16 protein-coding genes are annotated in these 18351 nt (G+C 71.3%); 8 read left to right on the top strand and 8 right to left on the bottom strand.

The annotated features are described in order from the left end of the window. The first annotated feature begins 18 nt into the window (after positions 1 to 18). The gene (locus tag ABXS86_RS13535) at positions 19 to 1623 is read left to right on the top strand and encodes an ATP-binding protein (RefSeq protein WP_307213801.1); all 1605 of its coding nucleotides are present in this window, start codon (positions 19 to 21) and stop codon (positions 1621 to 1623) included. Further along, a complete protein-coding gene (locus ABXS86_RS13530) occupies positions 1620 to 2303 on the top strand; it encodes a response regulator (protein ID WP_353664822.1) in 684 nt (227 codons plus the stop codon). The genes ABXS86_RS13535 and ABXS86_RS13530 overlap by 4 nt, the downstream gene beginning before the upstream one ends. A 388-nt stretch (positions 2304 to 2691) precedes the next feature. Here ABXS86_RS13530 and ABXS86_RS13525 read toward each other — a convergent pair whose 3' ends face one another. Together ABXS86_RS13525 and ald are read right to left on the bottom strand one after the other, a co-directional pair. Then, positions 2692 to 3327, bottom strand: a complete 636-nt coding sequence (locus ABXS86_RS13525) for a DsbA family protein (protein ID WP_353664821.1) — start codon at positions 3325 to 3327, stop codon at positions 2692 to 2694. A gap of 86 nt (positions 3328 to 3413) precedes the next feature. Beyond that, the gene (ald, locus tag ABXS86_RS13520; protein ID WP_307213807.1) at positions 3414 to 4499 is read right to left on the bottom strand and encodes an alanine dehydrogenase; all 1086 of its coding nucleotides are present in this window, start codon (positions 4497 to 4499) and stop codon (positions 3414 to 3416) included. Positions 4500 to 4653: 154 nt separating this feature from the next. On the opposite strand from ald, the gene ABXS86_RS13515 reads away from it, so the two are divergent. Further along, a complete protein-coding gene (locus ABXS86_RS13515; RefSeq protein ID WP_144785944.1) occupies positions 4654 to 5127 on the top strand; it encodes an Lrp/AsnC family transcriptional regulator in 474 nt (157 codons plus the stop codon). A 102-nt stretch (positions 5128 to 5229) separates the two neighbouring features. Here ABXS86_RS13515 and mmuM read toward each other — a convergent pair whose 3' ends face one another. From mmuM to ABXS86_RS13500, 3 genes are all read right to left on the bottom strand, one after another. Continuing rightward, positions 5230 to 6084: a homocysteine S-methyltransferase gene (gene mmuM / locus ABXS86_RS13510; RefSeq protein ID WP_353664820.1), complete on the bottom strand. Its 855-nt coding sequence runs from the start codon at positions 6082 to 6084 to the stop codon at positions 5230 to 5232. After that, positions 6081 to 6587 (bottom strand): MarR family winged helix-turn-helix transcriptional regulator, encoded by a 507-nt coding sequence (locus ABXS86_RS13505; RefSeq protein ID WP_144832214.1) that lies wholly within the window; start codon positions 6585 to 6587, stop codon positions 6081 to 6083. The genes mmuM and ABXS86_RS13505 overlap by 4 nt, the downstream gene beginning before the upstream one ends. Positions 6588 to 6783: 196 nt before the next feature. Beyond that, complete coding sequence (locus tag ABXS86_RS13500) at positions 6784 to 7785, bottom strand: LacI family DNA-binding transcriptional regulator (RefSeq protein ID WP_353664819.1); 1002 nt, start codon at positions 7783 to 7785, stop codon at positions 6784 to 6786. 190 nt (positions 7786 to 7975) lie between these two features. Here ABXS86_RS13500 and ABXS86_RS13495 point away from each other — a divergent pair, with 190 nt between their 5' ends. Genes ABXS86_RS13495 through ABXS86_RS13480 form a run of 4 tightly spaced genes read left to right on the top strand, consistent with a single transcriptional unit; the run spans position 7976 to position 13529 of the window. Then, positions 7976 to 9262, top strand: a complete 1287-nt coding sequence (locus ABXS86_RS13495; RefSeq protein ID WP_353664818.1) for an extracellular solute-binding protein — start codon at positions 7976 to 7978, stop codon at positions 9260 to 9262. An 11-nt stretch (positions 9263 to 9273) separates the two neighbouring features. Continuing rightward, complete coding sequence (locus tag ABXS86_RS13490; protein ID WP_353664817.1) at positions 9274 to 10287, top strand: carbohydrate ABC transporter permease; 1014 nt, start codon at positions 9274 to 9276, stop codon at positions 10285 to 10287. Beyond that, positions 10284 to 11168 carry a carbohydrate ABC transporter permease gene (locus ABXS86_RS13485; protein ID WP_307213818.1) on the top strand — a complete coding sequence of 295 codons (885 nt, stop codon included), beginning with the start codon at positions 10284 to 10286 and terminating at the stop codon, positions 11166 to 11168. Before ABXS86_RS13490 ends, ABXS86_RS13485 begins: the two co-directional genes overlap by 4 nt. A gap of 6 nt (positions 11169 to 11174) precedes the next feature. Further along, positions 11175 to 13529, top strand: coding sequence for a beta-glucosidase family protein (locus tag ABXS86_RS13480; RefSeq protein WP_353664816.1), 2355 nt, complete (start codon positions 11175 to 11177; stop codon positions 13527 to 13529). An 86-nt stretch (positions 13530 to 13615) separates the two neighbouring features. On the opposite strand, the gene ABXS86_RS13475 is transcribed toward ABXS86_RS13480, so the two are convergent. Together ABXS86_RS13475 and ABXS86_RS13470 are read right to left on the bottom strand one after the other, a co-directional pair. Next, on the bottom strand, positions 13616 to 14398 hold the full coding sequence (locus ABXS86_RS13475) for an alpha/beta fold hydrolase (RefSeq protein ID WP_056224106.1): 783 nt from the start codon (positions 14396 to 14398) through the stop codon (positions 13616 to 13618). A 308-nt stretch (positions 14399 to 14706) separates the two neighbouring features. Beyond that, complete coding sequence (locus ABXS86_RS13470; RefSeq protein WP_353664815.1) at positions 14707 to 15075, bottom strand: amidohydrolase family protein; 369 nt, start codon at positions 15073 to 15075, stop codon at positions 14707 to 14709. A 111-nt stretch (positions 15076 to 15186) separates the two neighbouring features. Here ABXS86_RS13470 and ABXS86_RS13465 point away from each other — a divergent pair, with 111 nt between their 5' ends. Continuing rightward, complete coding sequence (locus tag ABXS86_RS13465) at positions 15187 to 16764, top strand: deoxyguanosinetriphosphate triphosphohydrolase family protein (protein ID WP_353664814.1); 1578 nt, start codon at positions 15187 to 15189, stop codon at positions 16762 to 16764. 113 nt (positions 16765 to 16877) lie between these two features. Here ABXS86_RS13465 and ABXS86_RS13460 read toward each other — a convergent pair whose 3' ends face one another. Beyond that, positions 16878 to 17945, bottom strand: a complete 1068-nt coding sequence (locus tag ABXS86_RS13460; protein ID WP_353664813.1) for an SDR family oxidoreductase — start codon at positions 17943 to 17945, stop codon at positions 16878 to 16880. Positions 17946 to 18351 lie beyond the last annotated feature (406 nt).

The raw sequence follows: 18351 nt of genomic DNA, 5'->3' as shown, positions 1-18351 counted from the left end.
GCGAGGAAGGGCGATGACATGCGATTGAGCGTGGGAGGACGCCTGGCATTGGTGTCGCTCGGCGTCGTCATTCTCGTCGCCGGAGTGCTCGCGGCGCTGCTGTCGCTGCAGCTCAGCGACTCCGGTCAGCGCGAGGCCGAGAAGGTGACGCGGTCGGTCGCCGAGACGCTCGCGCACGAGCCCGACGTCGCGGTGCTCGCGGCGGCCCGCGACTCCGACACCCTGCAGCCGATGGTCGAGCAGATCCTCGCCGAGGCCGATCTGTCGTTCGTCACGATCATGACGCCCGACGGCATCCGCATCACCCACCGCAATCGGTCGGAGATCGGCGAGCCGTACCTGGGCTCGCGCGACGCCGCCCTGGCCGGGAACACGTTCACCGAGGTGTACGAGGGAACCCTCGGTCCCTCGGTCCGCACGATCGCCCCCATCCGCGTCGACGGCGGCGAGACTGGCGACATCGTGGCCCTCGTCTCGGTGGGCGTGACCCTCGGCGCCGTGCAGCAGGACATCGCCGCACGCGCTCCGCTCATCGTCCTGGCATCCGCCGCCATCGTCGGCATGGGAGTGCTGGGGGCGTTGTACGTGCGCCGCAGCGCTCGCCGCGTGACCGGGTCGTACACGCCGGGAGAGCTGTCGCGACTCGTCGAGAGCTACGAGACGGTGCTGCACTCGCTGCGCGAGGGTCTCGTCGTGACCGACCGCGCGGGGCGCATCGTGCTCTACAACGACGAGGCGGCCGACCTCCTGGGACTCCCTCCGGCGACGAGCGGGCAGGTGTCGCTCGACCCACGCGACGTCGACATGGACACCGGGCTCGCCGACGCCATCGCGACCGGTCGCCGCATGGTCGAGGAGACCGTCGTCAACGGCGACCGCGTGCTGCTGGTCAACCAGGAGGAGGCGCGGGATCTCACCGGCCGACGCGCCCCGGAGCGCGGGCGCGTCATGACCCTGCGCGATCGGTCGGAGCTGCAGACCCTGCTGGGTGAGCTGGAGGGCGTGCGCACGCTCAGCGACACCTTGCGCTCGCAGACGCATGAGCACGGCAACCGCCTGCACGCCCTGCTCGCTCTGCTCGAACTCGGCCGAGTCGACGAGGCGCGACGCTTGATCGTCGCCTCGACCGGCGAGCGGCAGGGCCTCGCGGACCGCCTCGTGTCGGACGACGACGACGCCGTGGTCGTCGCCCTGCTGCTCGGCAAGCTCGACGAGGCCGCCGAGCGCGGCGTGCGCCTCGACATCGACGTGGCCGAGCCGACCCCGACGCTGCCGCTGGCCGCGGCCGAAGCGGTCACGGTCGTCGGCAACCTCGTCGACAACGCGCTGGATGCCGCGGCGGCAGGTCCCGAGCCGCGGTGGGTGCGCGCGACGTTGCGCGAGAACGGCGCCGACGTGATCGTCGAGGTCGTCGACAGCGGGGCGGGATTCGATCCGGCACTCGCCGACCCGTTCGCCTTCGGCGCCTCGACGAAGACCGCCCTCTCCCCCGGGGGCCGCGGCGTGGGACTCGCGCTCGTCCGCGACATCGTCGCCACCCGCGGCGGGACCCTTCAGGTGACCGCTCAGCCCACCACGGTGCGGGTCTTCCTCCCCGCGGTGGCCGAGGCGGTGGCGCCGTGATCCGCGTGCTCGTCGTCGACGACGACGCCCTCGCCCTCGAGCTGCACAGCGCCTACGTCGGCCGCGTGCCCGGGTTCGAGGTCGTCGGTCAGGCCGCCGGAGCCCGCGCGGCGCTCACCGCGATCACCGACCCCGATCGCTCGATCGACCTCGTGCTGCTCGACATGACAATGCCCGACGGCACCGGACTCGACGTCGCCCGGCGCGTGCGCGCGATGGGCTCGGGCGTCGACATCATCGCGGTGACCGCGGTGCGCGACGCCGCCACCGTGCGGGCGGCGGTGTCGATCGGGGTCGTGCAGTACCTCATCAAGCCGTTCGCGTTCGCCGCGTTCCGCGAGCGCCTCGAGGCGTACCGCTCGTACGTGGAGGGACTGGATCGCGCCGCGGGAGATGCCACCCAGTCGGAGGTCGATGCCCTGCTCGGCTCGCTCCGCACGGTCGCCGCCCCCACCTTGCCGAAGGGCCTCAGCGACGAGACGTTGCAGGCCGTCGCCGCGCGCGTGCGCACCGCTGCGGGAGCGGTGTCGTCGACCGAGGTCGGCGAGAGCGAGGGCATGTCGCGGGTCACGGCCCGGCGGTACCTCGAGCACCTCGCCGACGCCGGGCGCGTGCGTCGCGAACCCCGGTACGGCGGCCAGGGCCGCCCCGAGATCACGTACGCCTGGGTGCGCGGCTGAGCCAGGCGAGGTCCCTGAACCTGTCGAAGGGACCGGTACCCGCGCGGAACGAAAGGTCCCTGAGCCTGTCGAAGGGACCGGAACCCACAGCCACCCCGGTGACTTCGACAAGCTCAGCCACCTCGCGCAACCCAGGTCCCTGAGCCTGTCGAAGGGACCGGAACCCACAGCCACCCCGGTGACTTCGACAAGCTCAGCCACCTCGCGCAACCCAGGTCCCTGAGCCTGTCGAAGGGACCGGGACACGCAGAAAGCCCGGTGACTTCGACACGCTCAGCCACCTCGCGCAACCCAGGTCCCTGAGCCTGTCGAAGGGACCGGAACCCACAGCCACCCCGGTGACTTCGACACGCTCAGCCACCTCTGCGCCGGCGCGGGAAACCGCCGGTCAGTGCGGCAGACGCGCCTCGATCGCGGCTTCGAGATCACCCCAGCGCTCGATGACCAGCGGGGAACCGTCGACGAAGAAGGTCGGGGTGCTGCCCACCCCGAGCGCACGACCCGCGTCGAAGTCGGCTCGCACGCGCTGCTCGACCGCCGGGTCAGCGATGTCGGCGTCGTAGGTGTCGAGGTCGAGGCCGAGGTCGGCGGCGTACCCGCGGAAGACGTCGTCGCGTGACTCCTGCGCCTCGCCCCACTCCCCCTGCGTCTCGAACAGACGCTGGTACATCTCGTCGAACTTGCCCTGCCGCGCGGCGGCCTCGGCAGCGAGCGCCGAGGTGAGCGAGTTGCGGTGCCCCGGCAGCGGGAAGTACCGCACGACGTAGGTGATGCGCCCCTCGTAGGTCGCCCGCAGGTCTTCGACCACGGGGTAGTACGCCCCGCACGCCTCGCACTCGAAGTCGAGGAACTCGACGACCGTGACCGCACCGTCTCCCCCGTCATCGAGCACGTGCGAGTCCGCACCGACCACGGGCACCGAGGCGGGATCGGGGGCGGTGGCGCGCTGCACGAGGAAGAACATCAACCCCGCGACGATGAGGCAGGCCGCGACGACGGCGGTCACGAGGACGGGTTTCTTCACGGCGGCGGGTCCCGGGGGTCGAGGGGCTCGGAGCCTCCCACGCTACGCGGAGCCGGGTCACGGCATCCTGTGTGCGCCGTCGGGGTTCAGAGGTCGAAGGCCGCGCGCACGCCCTCGTTCACGACCACGCCGGCGCGCACGTTCAGGCCCTTGGCCAGAGCCGGATCGGCGGATGCCGCTGCCTCCCAGCCCTGCTCGGCGATGCGCGTGATGTACGGCAGGGTGGCGTTCGACAGGGCCCGGGTCGAGGTGTGCGGCACCGCGCCGGGCATGTTCGCCACGCAGTAGTACAGCGCCTCGTGCACGCGGAAGGTGGGGGCGTCGTGCGTGGTCGGGCGCGAGCCCTCGAAGCAGCCGCCCTGGTCGATCGCGATGTCGACGAGCACCGCGCCGGGCTTCATCGCGGCGACCATGTCGTCGGTGACGAGCTTGGGGGCGGCGGCGCCGGGGATGAGCACCGAGCCGATCACGAGGTCGGCGTCGGAGAGCTGCTCGGCGATCTCGAGGCGGGTCGAGGCGCGGGTCTCGATCGCGCCGCCGAAACGCTCCTCCAGCTGGCGGAGCTTCGGCAGCGAGATGTCGATCACCGTGACGCGGGCACCGAGCCCAAGAGCGTTGGCCGCAGCGTGCTCGCCCGCGACGCCGCCACCGATCACGACGACCTTCGCCCGCGGGGTGCCGGGGACGCCGCCGGGGAGCAGACCGCGCCCGCCCGAAGCGCGCAGCAGGTGATGGGCGCCCTCGATGATCGATAGGCGTCCGGCCACCTCGCTCATGGGGGCCAGGAGCGGCAGCGCCCGATCGGCGGTCTGCACGGTCTCGTAGGCGACGGCCGTGGTGCCGGCGGCCATGAGGGCGTCGGTCAGCGGTCGGTCGGCGGCGAGGTGCAGGTAGGTGAAGAGGGTGAGGTCGCGGCGAAGGAAGCCGTACTCGGGGGCGATGGGCTCCTTGACCTTCACCAGCAGCTCGGCGCGGGCCCAGGTCTCTTCGGCGGTGTCGACGATCTCGGCGCCGGCCGCGCGATACTGCTCGTCGGAGAAGCCGCTGCCCTCACCCGCACCTGCCTGCACGAAGACCTCGTGACCGCGATGGACGAGCGAATCGACCCCCGCGGGCGTCATGGCGACGCGGTTCTCGTTGTTCTTGATCTCGGTGGGCACGGACACGCGCATGGGTTCCTCCTCGAGCGGATGAGCGGTGCCGAGAGGATCGCAGAAAAGAGTGTTTCCGTGGTGTTTCCACGCAGATCCTTCGGCTAAAGCCGTTCCTGCAGGGATATCATCGGCGGAACGGCCCCGCCGGGGTCGACGACGCGAAGGATCTACGGTGGCCGATGACGACCTGCACCCGCTCGACGCGCGCATCATCGAGCTGCTGTCAGCCGACGCGCGCATGACGAACGCCGCCCTCGCCGACGAGCTCGGGGTCGCGGCATCCACCGCCCATGCGCGCTTACGGGGCCTCGTCGACCGCGGACTCATCACCGGGTTCCACGCCGCCGTCGACCAGAGCCGCCTCGGCCGCGGCCTGCAGGCGATCGTCGGGGTCACCCTGCGTCCGGGCCAGCGGCAGGAGAGCATCCGCGCGTTCGCGCACGAGATCCGTCGCCACCCCGACGTGATCCAACTGTTCTTTCTCGGTGGCGCCGACGACTTCCTCGTGCACATCGCCGTCGACGATTCGTCGGCCGTGCGCCGCTTCGTCGTCGATCACCTGTCGGCTCGGCACAGCGTCGCCTCGACGCGCACGAGCATCATCTTCGAGTATCACCGCAACGCGCTGGCGGCGGACTTCGACTAAGCCGGGCTTCGTCTCACCTCGCGTGAGGTGCCAAGGATTGTCGCTTCGGCGCACCCGGAAGCGACACTTCTTGGCGCCTCACGCGGACGGCGGGCCGCCCGCTCAGCGCACCGCGGCCGCGATCGCGGCGATGTCGGCGGGCGTCGATCGGCAGCATCCGCCCACCAGACGCGCGCCGGCAGCGACCCACGCGGGGGCGTCGTCGGCGAGCGGTGCGGCTCCGCCGTGCCAGGTGCGGGTCGCGGCCTCCCACGTCTCGCCCGTGTTCGGGTAGACCACCAGAGGCAGGTCGGGCACATCCACGAGAGCGGGCAGCACCGACCCGGGGGCGCAGCAGTTGATCCCGACCGCGACGACTCCGGGGGCGGATGCCGCTTCGCGCAGTGCCGCGGCGAGCGCTCCGCGACCCGCGAAGCCTGTGCTGTCGGCCGAGAGGCTGACGAAAGCCAGCACGTCGAGCTCCGCCAGTTCGAGCGCGAGCGCCTCCACCTCGAGCGGAGAGGGGATCGTCTCGATGGCGAGGACGTCCGCTCCGGCTTCCGCGAGCACGTGCAGGCGTCGGCGGTGGGCGTGTCGCAGCTCGGCGAGCGAGAGCCCGTACGCGCCGGTGTACTCGCTGCCGTCGGCGCGGAGCGCTCCGACCGGACCGACGGAGGCCGCGACCAGCGCCGCGCCGGCGTCACGCGCCGCGGTCACCGAGCGACGCAGCAGCGCCTCGACCTCGGCATCCGGGATCTCACCCCCGAAACCGATCTGGTACGACGCGGTGATCACGACCTCGGCGCCCGCGGCGACGAATTCGGCATGGGCGGCGCGCACCTCGTCGGGCTCGTCGCGCAGCACGCGCGCCGACCACAGGTCGCTCGTGACGTCGTTCCCGCGCGACTCGAGCAGGGTGCCGAGGCCGCCGTCGAGGATGACGGGGCGCTGGGCCAGAGCGGTGGCGAGGTCGATCACGCCTCGTGCGTCTCGCCGGCCGCCAGCACGCGCAGGGCGCTCGCGAGCAGCGCCTGGTCTTGGCGGCTGACATCGCGCAGGGCCTCGGCCTCGAGGCGGACGAGCTCGGTCATCGCGGCATCCACCCGCTCGATGCCCTCGGCGGTGATCGCGACGAGGATCGCCCGACCGTCGGAGGGGTTGGGGCGTCGGTGCACGAGACCGCGCTCGGCGAGCTTGTCGAGGCGGTTGGTCATGGCGGCGCTGCCGATCATGGTCGCCGTGATCAAACGCGTGGCGCTCAGCTCGGTGCCCGCACGACGAAGCACCGCGAGCACGTCGAACTCCCACACGGCGATGCCGGCGCTCGCGAAGGCCTTGGCGCGCAGCTTCGACAGGTGGAACGCCGCGCGGCGCAGGCGTGACATCACGTCGAGGGGCGTCAGGTCGACCTCGGGAAGCAGCTGCGACCAGGCGTCGATGAGGAGGTCGACCTCGTCGTCTTTACTGCTCGCGGTAGGCATTCTTCGACGGTACCGGAGCCGCGGGGTGTCGCGGCGCGCCTTGCGGGCTCGGCGGCTCTCTCGCGGGGGCGACGACAGACCCCTGAGCGTCCAGAACACCCGGGCGATCTCGCCGCGCGTCCGGGTGTCTTGGACTCTCGAGCGAGGGTTGGGGGGAAACGGCACCGGATGCCGGGACCCCGGCCGCACGCCCGGCTCAGCGCTCGCGCGGGGGCGCCGTAGTCCCGCGCGCGACCAGGCGCGTCGGCAGCTCGATGTGCGTCTCGGGAAGCTCCTCGCCCGCGAGCAGGGCCAGCACGATGCGCACGGCCTCGGCCCCCAGACGCTTCATGGGTTGCCGCACCGTCGTGAGAGCCGGTTGGGCGCGAGCCGCCTCGGGCACGTCGTCGAAGCCGACCACCGAGAGATCATCGGGCACGCGGAGTCCGCGCTCGACGGCGACCTCGACGATCGACAGGGCCGACAGGTCGTTCGCCGCGAACACCGCGGTGGGCGGGTCGGGCAGCGCGAGCATCGCGTGCGCAGCCTCACGCGCGACGTCGTGCTCGTACCGCCCGTCACCCACGAGGGCGGGGTCGAACGGGATGCCGGCGGCCGCGAGCCCCGCGCGGTATCCCGACGCGCGGGCCACGGCCGAGCGCAGATCGGGGCGACCGGCGATGAAGCCGATGCGTCGGTGGCCGAGCTGCACGAGGTAGTGCACCGCCTGCTGGGCCCCGGTGAAGCTGTCGGACTCGACGGTCGGCACGTCGGCGCGGCCGGTGTGCGGATCGATCGCGACAATCGGCACGTCGCTTGAGACGTTGACCACGGTCGGGGTGACGATGATGGCCGCGTCGATGAGCGTTCCACTGAGCCGACTCAGAGAGCGACGCTCCCAGCCCTCTCCGTCGCGACGGGCTCCGGTGTACGCGAGCAGGTCGTAGCCGGTGTCGGACAGGGCCCCCGCGACACCCTTGAGGATCTCGGCCGAGAACGGCTCGATGTCGGCCACCAGCACACCGATCACGCCCGTGCGGCGCGATCGCATGCTGCTGGCCACCAGGCTCGACTCGTAGCCGAGGGCCTTCACCGCGTCGAGCACGCGGCCCACGGTCTCGGGCGAGACGCCGTAGCGGCCGTTGACGGCCTTCGACACCGTGGCCACCGAGACGCCGGCCGCCGCGGCGACGTCGTGGATGGTGGTGCGCCTCGTCATGGCATCCGACCCTAGCGTGGAAATCATTTTCGAAAACGTTTGACGATGTCGCGGGCTCCGGGCGACACTGCTGACACCTCGGCGGGCAGCAGACCCCGAGAAGCGCAGGAACGGCAGTACACGAACGGCAGAGCAGCCGAACGACCGACGCGCCCCGCGGCGCACCTCGACGAAGAGAAACGGGCATCACATGAACACGCGCAAGATCCTCGCCGGAGCGGCCCTCGCCGTCGCCGGCACCCTCGCGCTCGGCGGTTGCGCCGCAGGCGGCGGCAGCGGCCAGAACGCCGACGGCAGCGTCACCCTGACGCTCTGGCACAACTCCACGACCGGCGACGGCAAGAAGTACTGGGAAGACACCGCGGCCGCGTTCGAGGCGGCGAACCCGGGCGTCACCGTCGAGATCCAGGCCGTGCAGAACGAGGAGATGGACGGCAAGCTCCAGACCGCCCTCAACTCGGGCGACGCCCCCGACCTGTTCATGGCCCGCGGCGGCGGCAAGCTCGCCGACATCGTCACCGCCGGCCAGGCGATGGACCTGACCGACAAGATCTCGGCCGACGCCAAGACGGCCCTGGGCTCCTCGCTGCCGGCCTTCGAGATCGACGGCAAGAACTACGGCATGCCCGTCGCCGTGCTCCCCTCCGGCATCTTCACCTCCCAAGACCTGTTGACGGCCGCCGGCGTCACCGCGGCGCCGAAGACCATCGACGAGCTCGAGGCGGCCAACGCCAAGATCAAGGCGACCGGCGTCGCCCCGATCGCCGTCGGTGCCAAGGACGCCTGGCCCGCCGCCCACTGGTACTACAACTTCGCGCTGCGCGCGTGCTCGAAGGACGTGCTCGACTCCGCCGCCGCCAGCCGCAGCTTCGACGACCCGTGCTGGCTGAAGGCCGGCGAAGACCTGCAGTCGTTCCTCGCGACGCAGCCCTTCAACGACGGCTTCCTCACCACCGCCGCCCAGCAGGGCGCCGGTTCGTCGGCGGGTCTGCTGGCCAACCACCAGGCCGCCATGGAGCTCATGGGCGCGTGGGACCCGGGCGTGATCGCCTCGCTCACCCCCGACGAGCAGCCCCTGGCCGACCTCGGCTGGTTCCCCTTCCCCGAGGTCTCGGGCGGCGACGGTGAACCCGGCGCCATGATGGGCGGCGTCGACGGCTACTCGTGCTGGGTCAACGCTCCCGCGCAGTGCACCGACTTCTTGAACTTCCTCGTCAACAAGGAGAACCAGGAGGCCTACGCGAAGGCCTTCCAGACCCTTCCCGCCTCGAGCGAGGCCGAGGGAGCGGTGACGACCCCCGCGCTGAAGTCGGTGCTCGAGGCCTATTCGAAGGCACCGTACGTCTCGGTGTGGCTCGACACCCTCTACGGCCAGAACGTCGGCAACGCGCTGAACGTCGCCGTCGTCGACATGTTCGCCGGCAAGGGCTCGCCGCAGGGCATCGTCGACGCCGTCAACGCCGCGGCCTCCCGCTGAGGACACCGCTCATGACCACGCAGCTCGCCGCTTCGGCGACCGACGCCGGGTCTCGCCGCCCGGCCGGGGAGGGTGCGCACCGCACCCCCTCGGCCGGGCGGCCGCCCGCGCGGCGGCGGCTCGAGAACTGGCGCATCCGCGGCGAACTCGCGATCCTCCTGGGGCCCGCCCTGGTGGTGTTCGTTTCGTTCGTCATCCTCCCCGTCGCCCTGGCCGCCTACTACGGCTTCTACAAGTGGTCGGGCTTCGGCGCTCCCGTCGACTTCGTCGGCATCCGCAACTACGTCACGATCCTCACCGACCCCGCGTTCCACGAGGCGCTCGGCCACAACGCCTTCATCGTGATCGGCTCGCTCGTGCTGCAGGGGCCCCTCGCCCTCGGGCTCGCGCTGCTGCTGAACCGCAAGATGCGGGCGCAGTCACTGATCCGCGTGCTCATCTTCGTGCCCTACGTCATCTCCGAGGTCGTCGTCGGTCTCGGCTGGGGCCTGATGCTGCAGTCGGGCGGCGCACTCAACGGAGCGCTGGAGAAGATCGGGCTCGGCGCCCTCCGCGCCGACTGGATCTCCGACCCGGCGCTGGCGATCTGGACGCTGCTGATCATCATCACGTGGAAGTACATCGGCTTCGCGGTGATCCTCTTCCTCGCCGGCCTCCAGGGCATCCCCGAAGAGCTCAGCGAGGCCGCCGCGATCGACGGCGCCTCGTACTGGCAGATCCAGCGCCACATCGTGCTGCCGCTGATGGGTCCGACGATCCGCATCTGGGCGTTCCTGTCGATCATCGGCTCGCTGCAGTTGTTCGACCTCGTCTGGATCATCTGGGGCCAGTACGTCGCCTCGACCGCCGGCACCTCGACCATGGCCACCTACATGGTCGCCAACGGCCGCAACGCGGGCAGCTTCGGCTACGGCAGCGCCGTGGCCGTGGTGATGTTCCTCATCTCGCTCGCCGTCGCCCTCATCTACCAGCGCTTCGTGCTGCGGCGCGACACCGCCGGCGCCCTCACCGGAGGTTCCGAATGACCGCCACCGCCACCCTCGTGGCCCCCAAGGCCCCGCGCTCGACGCTGCGCTCCCCCGCCGGGGCGAAGCGCTCCAGCTCGATCGCCGTGGGCTTCGTCGCTCTGCTGCTGATCGGCATGATGCTGGCCCCGGTGGTCTACATCATCCTCGGCGGCTTCCGCTCGAACGCCGAGATCACCGTCGACCCGGCCGGCTTCCCGACCACCTGGAACTGGCAGAACTACGCCGACGTGCTGGGCAGCCCCATCTTCTGGGGCCAGGTCGGCAACTCCGCGATCGCGGCGATCGCCACCACGGTCTTCGTCGTCGCCCTCGGCCTGATGGCCGCGTACGCCCTGGCGCGCTACCGCTTCCGCGGCCGCGGCGCGGTGTTCGCGCTGTTCACCGCGGGCCTGATGTTCCCGATGACGGTCGCCATCACGCCGCTGTACATCCTCGTGCGCAACCTCGGCCTGATGAACTCGCTGGCGGGCGTCATCGTGCCGCAGATCGCCTTCGCCCTGCCGCTGACGATCATCATCCTGTCGCCCTTCCTCGCGGCCATCCCGAAGGAGCTGCAGGAGGCCGCCTCGATCGACGGGCTCGGCCGCCTCGGGTTCTTCTGGCGCATGGTGCTGCCCCTCGCCGTCCCCGCGGTGGTGACCGTCGGCATCCTGGCGTTCGTCAACAGCTGGAACTCGTACATGCTGCCGCTGTTCATCCTCAACAACGAGGCCGCCTTCACCCTGCCCCTCGGAACGCAGGCGTTCGCCTCTCAGTACTCCGTCGACACCGCGCGCGTGCTCGCATTCACCTCGCTGTCGATGATCCCCGCTCTGCTGTTCTTCAGCGTGTTCGAGCGCCGGATCGTCGGCGGCCTCACCGGCGCCGTGAAGGGCTGACCCATCATGACCATCCACAACACCGACGTCGGCGCTGCCCTCGCCACCGGGGTGTCCCCTCGCGTGCAGGCGCTCGTGGCCGAGATGACCCTCGACGAGAAGCTTGCGCAGCTGGTGGGCTACTGGGTCGACCAGGGCGATGAGGTCGTCGCCCCGCTCTCCGGCGAGAAGGTCACCACCACCGCCTATGCGGATGCCACCGTGCACGGCCTCGGCCACCTCACCCGCGTCTACGGCACCCGACCGGTCGACCCGGTCGAGCGTGCCGAGTGGCTCTGGGGCGAGCAGCGACGGCTCCAGACCGAGACGCGCCTGGGTATCCCCGCCCTCGTGCACGAGGAATGCCTCACGGGCTTCGCGGCCTGGCAGGCGGCGACCTTCCCGACGCCCCTCGCCTGGGGCGCGTCGTTCGATCCGGATGCCGTCGAGCTCATGGCATCCGCCATCGGTCGCTCGATGCGCGAGGTCGGGGTGCACCAGGGCCTCTCGCCCGTGCTCGACGTGGTGCGCGACGCCCGGTGGGGACGCGTCGACGAGTGCATCGCCGAAGATCCGTACGTGGTCGGCACGATCGGCACGGCATACGTGCGCGGACTTCAGGACGCCGGGGTGCACGCCACGCTGAAGCACTTCGCGGGGTACTCCGCCTCGAGGGCCGGGCGCAACCACGCGCCCGTGTCGGCCGGACGCCGCGAGCTGCAGGACGTGTTCCTGCCGCCGTTCGAGATGGCCGTGCGCGACGGCGGCGCACGCAGCGTCATGAACTCGTACACCGAGATCGACGGCGTGCCGGTGGCCTCTTCGCACGAGCTGCTGACCGACCTCCTGCGCCGGCAGTGGGGCTTCGACGGCACCGTCGTGTCGGACTACTTCGCGGTCGAGTTCCTCCGCTCGATGCACGGGATCGCCGCCGACCGCGGCGAGGCCGCTCAGCTCGCGCTCGAGGCGGGCATCGACGTCGAGCTCCCCGGCCCCGACGCCTATCCGTTCCTGGCCGAGCGGGTGGCATCCGGCGCTCTTCCCGAAGCCGTCGTCGACCGCGCCGTCGCTCGCGTGCTCGCCGAGAAGGAGGACCTCGGGCTGCTGGATGCCGACTTCTCCACGCCCCCGCAGCACATCGACCTCGACGACGCCGGGCATCGCGCCCTCGCGCGTCGACTCGCCGAGGAATCGGCCGTGCTGCTGCGCAACGACGGCGTCCTCCCCCTCGCCGCCGGAACGCGGATCGCCGTGATCGGACCGAACGCCGACAGCGCCGAAGCGCTCATGGGCTGCTACTCGTTCGCGAACCACGTGCTCGCGCACCACCCCGGAACCCCGATGGGCTTCGAGATCCCGACGGTCCGCGAGGCCCTCGCCGGGCGGTTCGGCGAGGTCTCCTACACCCGCGGATGCGAGGTGGAGGGGACGGACCTCTCGGGTCTGGATGCCGCGGTGGCCGCCGCGCGCGACGCCGAGGTCGCGATCGTCGTCGTCGGCGACCGGTCCGGACTCTTCGGCCGTGGAACGGTCGGCGAGGGCAACGACGCCGATTCCCTCGAGCTGCCCGGCGTGCAGCGACAGCTCGTCGAGGCGGTCGTCGCGACCGGTACCCCCGTCGTGCTCGTGCTGCTGACCGGGCGGCCCTACGCCCTGGGCTGGGCGCTCGACACCGTCGCGGGACCGGCGGCGGTGCTGCAGGCGTTCTTCCCCGGCGAGGAGGGCGGGCCCGCGCTGGCCGCGCTGCTCGCCGGAGAGGCCACCCCCTCGGGGCGCCTGCCCGTCTCGCTCCCCCGTTCCGCCGGTGCGCAGCCCTACTCCTACCTCCACCCCCTGCTGGGCGGGCCGTCGGGCGTCACGAGCACCGACCCCACCCCCGTGCGCCCGTTCGGATTCGGGTTGTCGTACACGACGTTCGAGAGGGGGGAGCTACGGGTGGACGGAGTCACGGCGACCCACGCGCGCCGCGACGCCGGTGTGCCGGCATCCGGAATCTCCGCCGAGGCGCGCGCCGGCGATGCGTTCACCGTCTCGGCTCGCGTAACGAACACCGGAGCCGTGTGCGGCGCCGACGTCGTGCAGATTTACGCGCATCGTGCTGTTGCGACCGTCACGCGCCCCGTCGCGCAGCTCGTGGCGTACGCGCGTGTGGAACTCGATCCCGGCGAGAGCGCCGACGTGCGCTTCACCGTGCCCGCATCGCGTCTTGCCTACAGCGATCGTGCGCTGCGACGTGTGGTCGAGGCGGGCGAGGTGGAGCTACGGCTCGGGCCGTCGTGCGCGGCGGTCGACGAGTCGGTGACGCTGCGGATCACCGGGCCGGCGTACGAGCTGGGCATCGATGACGCGCGGATCGTCGAGGTGGACGTGCGGAGGGGGTGAGGCCGGGTTCGGCGCGAAACGGAGCACGACGTTTCGCGCCGAACCCGGAAACCCGGCTGCCGGTGACGGTCGCGCAGTCCTCTGTATCAGCTGGTGCGGTCGAGGATGAGTTGCGTCGCTTCGCGGGGGGCGTCCCATTGCGGGAAATGGCCGCACCGTTCGAACCAGTGGAGCGAGGCGTCGGGGAACAGTCGCGTGGCGCGATCGGCCTGTTTCGGCACCGTCACGAGGTCGCGCCGACCCCACCCGATGGTGACCCGGCCGGGTGCCGTGCCTGCGGGGGCGCCCTGTTGCAGCGGGCCTTTCGTGAGAGCGTCCATGGCGTCTCCGACCGAGGGGGAATCGGCCAGTCCGCGCACGTCCGCCAGCACGGTTTCCCGCGAAAGAGCCCAGGGTCGCGTTGACAGCTGCGCCAGGAGCAGCGTCCGCCCGACGGGGTTGCCGAGCAGGGCCGGCAGCGTGCCGCGCAATGCTCGGACCAGCGCGATCGACGGCCGCAGCGTGGCGGCGAAGACGGCACGCTCACGGGGACTCCAGAAGCCGCCGGGGTCCAACGCCACGGTGTCTGCGCCGACTCCCCTCCGCGCGAGCTCGAGCACGATTCGGCCGCCCATCGACTGCCCGACGGTGGAGACCCCATCCAGCCCCTGCTCGCGGATGAAGTCCGCGACGGAGTCGGTCAACGTGGCGATGGAAACGTCACCGGACAGCGGCGGTGTCTGACCGAACCCCGGCAGATCGACGGCGATGACCTCACGGTGCCGGGCCAGGTCGTCGAGGATCGGGGCCCAGGATCGCCAGCCCGCGCCCAAGCCGTGCACCAGCAGCAGCGGGCTGCCCGTCCCTCGTCGAATATGGTTCAGCGTCACACTCGCAACGTTAAGCCGGGCGCCTTCTCGAGTACACGGCGGCCCGGATGATTGCGGCGGTCGGCACGGAGGCGTATAAGCGGGGAGTGCGCGAGCCGATGAAGCTCCGAGATGCGCTCGATCATGCTCGCATCACGGCCGGCGCACAGCGCGTGGTCGACGTCGAGGTGCGGCGAGGCTGACTCTCGGCGCAGCGGAGAACTACCGCTCGAACGTCCAGAACACCCGGACGGATTCTCGGGCCCTCCGGGTGTTCTGGACTCTGGACCGGCCCCGGGCGGGGCGGGGACCTCAGCCGGCGGGACCGCTCAGGACGTCGACGGCGGCGGCGAAACCGACCACGTCCTCGATGATCGTGCCCCGTACGGCCACGGCAGGCAGGTCGTCGGGGGCGGGGCGAAAAGGTCGCCCTGGAACACGGTGAAGCTTGCGCTGCGCCCGGGGGCGATCGCCCCCTCGTCCACTCCGGCAGTCTGCGCCGCAGAGAGCGTGCACGCCGTGAGGGCCTCTGCCCGTGTCAGCCGCTGCGACGGCACCACCGCGCCCATGTCGACCGCGCCCACCCGCCGTCGCATCTCAGCGATCGCGATGATCTCCCGCGGGTCGAAGGGCCCGATGGGCCAGTCGGAACCGATGGCCACGATGGTTCCGGCGTCGAGGAGATCTTCGAGTGCCACAGTGCGGGCGAGTCGAATGTAACACCGGCGATCGCGGTCGTCTCCGGCACTGCCAACGACCCGGCGCCGCGTTAGCGTTGACCCACGCCATCGACGCCGCGAGAGGACCGGATGACGCTGCACGACGAGACCACGCCCCCGGATGCCGCTGCGCTCGCACATCCCGTCTCCGGTGGGGCCGCCTCGAGCTCGCGCCACGAGCGCGCCGTCGGCAACCTCGCTTCGCGTGTCTACCCCGACGGGGACGACGCCCGGGCCGATCCGTGGTCGATCGACCTCGAGCGCATCCAGTTCTCGCCGTACTTCTCGCGACTCTCGGCCGTGACGCAGGTCGTCTCGCCGTCGATGGGCGGGGCCCCGGTGCACAACCGCCTCACCCACACGCTCAAGGTCAGCGCGATCGCCCGTGTCGTCGCCCTGCAGCTGAACACCCGCTCACGCCAGGCCGGAGAGGGCGACGTCTGCAACGCCACCGTCGTCGAGGCCGCGGCCTACGCGCACGACCTCGGGCACCCGCCGTTCGGCCACCTCGGCGAGACCACCCTCGACAGGCTCGCCCGCGACGAGCTGGGCCTCGCCGACGGGTTCGAGGGCAACGCGCAGACCTACCGCATCCTCACCGCGCTCGACGTGGTCGAGAACGCCCCGCGCGGACTCAATCTCACGGCCGCCGTCCGTGCCGCCTCGGCCAAGTACCCGTGGGCTCCGTCGGTCGGCGCGGCCGACATCGAGCGGATCGGCCCGCCCCGTGGCATCCGCCGCTCCCCCGACGGCGCGTACCGCGTGCACAAGTACTCCGCGTACGACATCGACCTCGACGACCTCGCCGAAGCGCGTCAGGGCGTTGATGCCGAGCCACTGCGCCAGAGCATCGAGGGCGCGGTGATGGACCTCGCCGACGACATCGCCTACTCGGTGCACGACGTCGACGACTTCTATCGCGCCGGCATCCTCGACCACGCCCCGATCGCCGCGGAGTTCCGCGGCTGGCTCGACGACGTGCTCGAGTGGCGTTCGCGCGACGATGCCGAGGTGCGCGCGGAGCTCGCCCCCGGAGCCGGTCTCGAGCGCCTGCGCCGCAAGATGCGCCGCGACGACCCCTGGATCGCCGACGATGAGGCCTTCCTCGCCGCGGTCAGCGACGTGGATGCCGAGATGGTCACCGACCTGCTCGCGCGCCCGTTCGACGGGTCGCTGACGGCCGAGCGCCGGCTGGCCGGGTTCACGGATCGGTGGATCCGCCGCTTCCAGGAGTCGGCGCGTCTGCGTCCCCTCGACACTCCCCGCGCCGGGCCCGTCGTGCTCTCGCCCTGGGCCTGGCATCACGTCGAAGTGTTGAAGTTCGTGCACAAGCGGTTCGTGCTCAGCCGCCCCGACCTGGCGATCCAGCAGCGCGGCATGAGCCGCATCCTCGCGCGGTCGGTGCGCGCGCTCGGCGAGTGGCTCGACGACGACCTCGACCGCGCCCGCACGCCGCGGCGCCTCCGCGAGCTCATCGCGCTGGCGCGCGAGCAGTACGCACAGCTGCCCGCCGAGCGCCGCCCGACGGATGCCGAGGCCGAGACCCTCGCGCGCTCGCGCGGCATCGTCGACTACGTCGCGTCGCTGACCGACGCGCAGGCCTTTGCGCTGTCGGAGGCGATCTCGGGCCGCGCCGACCGCCTGTGGGCGCTGGGGCAGCGGCTGTAATCCGGTTCGGGGCGCGTTCGTCCGTTCGGGGCGTGAATTCTCCGCCCCGAACGAGAGGAAGCGCCCCAAACCGCTAGCCGCCGCCGGCGGACGGGTCGCCCCGCCGCTCACCCTCAGGGAATGAGGCGTGCCGCGCGGTACCGCTCGAAGAGCTTCATGAACGCGTCGCGCGTGCGGTGATGCTCGGTGAACCCCGCGAGGCGGCTCTTCGACATGTCGGTCATGACCTCGATGTCGCGCCCGAGATCGGCATCGGTGTGCCACCACGAGGCGACGCGCGTGATGTCGGGTTCGACGAGTCCGTGCTGTTCGACGATCTCGGCCCACACCGGCGCCGCACCGGCCATCTGCTGCTCGAACGGCCGCGGGGCGGTGTCGAATCCCTCCGCCTCGACGCCGAGGTCTGCCGCGATGAGCGGCCACATCCAGCGCCACCGGAAGACGTCGCCGTTCGCGGTGTTGAACGCCTCGTCCGCGCCCTCGGGGTGCGTGGCCGCCCAGACCATCTGGCTCGCCAGCAGGTCGGCGTCGGTGACGTCGGTGAGGCCGTTCCACTGGGTCTCGCTGCCCGGGAAGACGAGCGGCCGGCCCGTGTGGCGGCTGATCGCGGCGGCGACGGCGATCGTGAGCCCCATGTTCATCGCGTTGCCGACGGCATGGCCGAGAACCGTGTGCGAACGGTGCACCGACCACGTGAAGCCCTGACGGCGGGCGGCCGCGAACAGCTCGTCCTCCTGCGCGTAGTAGAAGTTGTCGACGTCGAGTCGCGGCTCGTCCTCGTGGAACGGGGTGTCGGGCATCTCGCCCTGGCCGTACGCCTCGAACGGGCCGAGGTAGTGCTTGAGCCCGGTCATCAGCGCGACGTGTCGCACGGGGGCATCGTCCAGGGCGGCCAGCAGGTCGCGCACCATGCCGCCATTGACGGCGATGTTCTCGGCCTCGGTGTCCTGCCGCGACCACGCCGTGAAGAACACGTGCGTGACGGGCAGGTCGCCCAACGCCGCGCGCAGCGACTCGGGCGAGCGCAGGTCGGCCGACCGCCAGCCGACACCCGGACGCTCCGCACCCGGCCGACGGGAAAGGCCGGTCACCGCCCATCCCTCGTCGGACAGTCGGTCGATCAGCGCGCCGCCGGCGATACCGGTCGCGCCGACCACGAGGGCGTGTGCGGATTCAGTCAAAACGGGGTTCCCATCGGTCGAGGTGAACGAACGGCAACCGTGCGAGGTCGAAGGGTATTCCTCGGCCGGGTTCCGGCCCGGCGACAGGTCCCTCCCCGCACCGGCTGCCACCGCACCCATGTCCCGAAAAGTGCGGGCTGAACACCCCGCAAACCGCACAATCTGGGACACGCCCCCACCGAAATGGGGACGAGCACCCCCGCACCGGATGCCATGGCATCCGCGTCCCGAGAGATGCAGGCCGGGTGACCACACGAAAACGTGCCCCGGACCCTCGGCGGCCCACCGCCGCCCCGGGTCCGGGGCACGATCCGCTCGTCGAGGCGATAGGGAGGCCTCGTCGGGCGGGAGCGCGTCTCGAGAGAGCGGGACGCGCACGTACCGCGTCACCCCGGGGCAGTGCGGC

Source organism: Microbacterium sp. che218 (assembly GCF_040436305.1).
Lineage (GTDB): Bacteria > Actinomycetota > Actinomycetes > Actinomycetales > Microbacteriaceae > Microbacterium > Microbacterium algihabitans.
The sequence above is the reverse complement of the archived record's forward strand: the minus strand, read 5'-3'. Positions and strand labels throughout refer to the sequence as shown.

Coding starts and splice junctions, on each gene's coding strand:
- ABXS86_RS13490 (WP_353664817.1), top strand. CDS start 9,274: ATGACCACGCAGCTCGCCGCTTCGGCGACCGACGCCGGGTCTCGCCGC.
- ABXS86_RS13495 (WP_353664818.1), top strand. CDS start 7,976: ATGAACACGCGCAAGATCCTCGCCGGAGCGGCCCTCGCCGTCGCCGGC.
- ABXS86_RS13480 (WP_353664816.1), top strand. CDS start 11,175: ATGACCATCCACAACACCGACGTCGGCGCTGCCCTCGCCACCGGGGTG.
- ABXS86_RS13500 (WP_353664819.1), bottom strand. CDS start 7,785: ATGACGAGGCGCACCACCATCCACGACGTCGCCGCGGCGGCCGGCGTC.
- ald (WP_307213807.1), bottom strand. CDS start 4,499: ATGCGCGTGTCCGTGCCCACCGAGATCAAGAACAACGAGAACCGCGTC.
- ABXS86_RS13505 (WP_144832214.1), bottom strand. CDS start 6,587: ATGCCTACCGCGAGCAGTAAAGACGACGAGGTCGACCTCCTCATCGAC.
- ABXS86_RS13485 (WP_307213818.1), top strand. CDS start 10,284: ATGACCGCCACCGCCACCCTCGTGGCCCCCAAGGCCCCGCGCTCGACG.
- ABXS86_RS13465 (WP_353664814.1), top strand. CDS start 15,187: ATGACGCTGCACGACGAGACCACGCCCCCGGATGCCGCTGCGCTCGCA.
- ABXS86_RS13535 (WP_307213801.1), top strand. CDS start 19: ATGCGATTGAGCGTGGGAGGACGCCTGGCATTGGTGTCGCTCGGCGTC.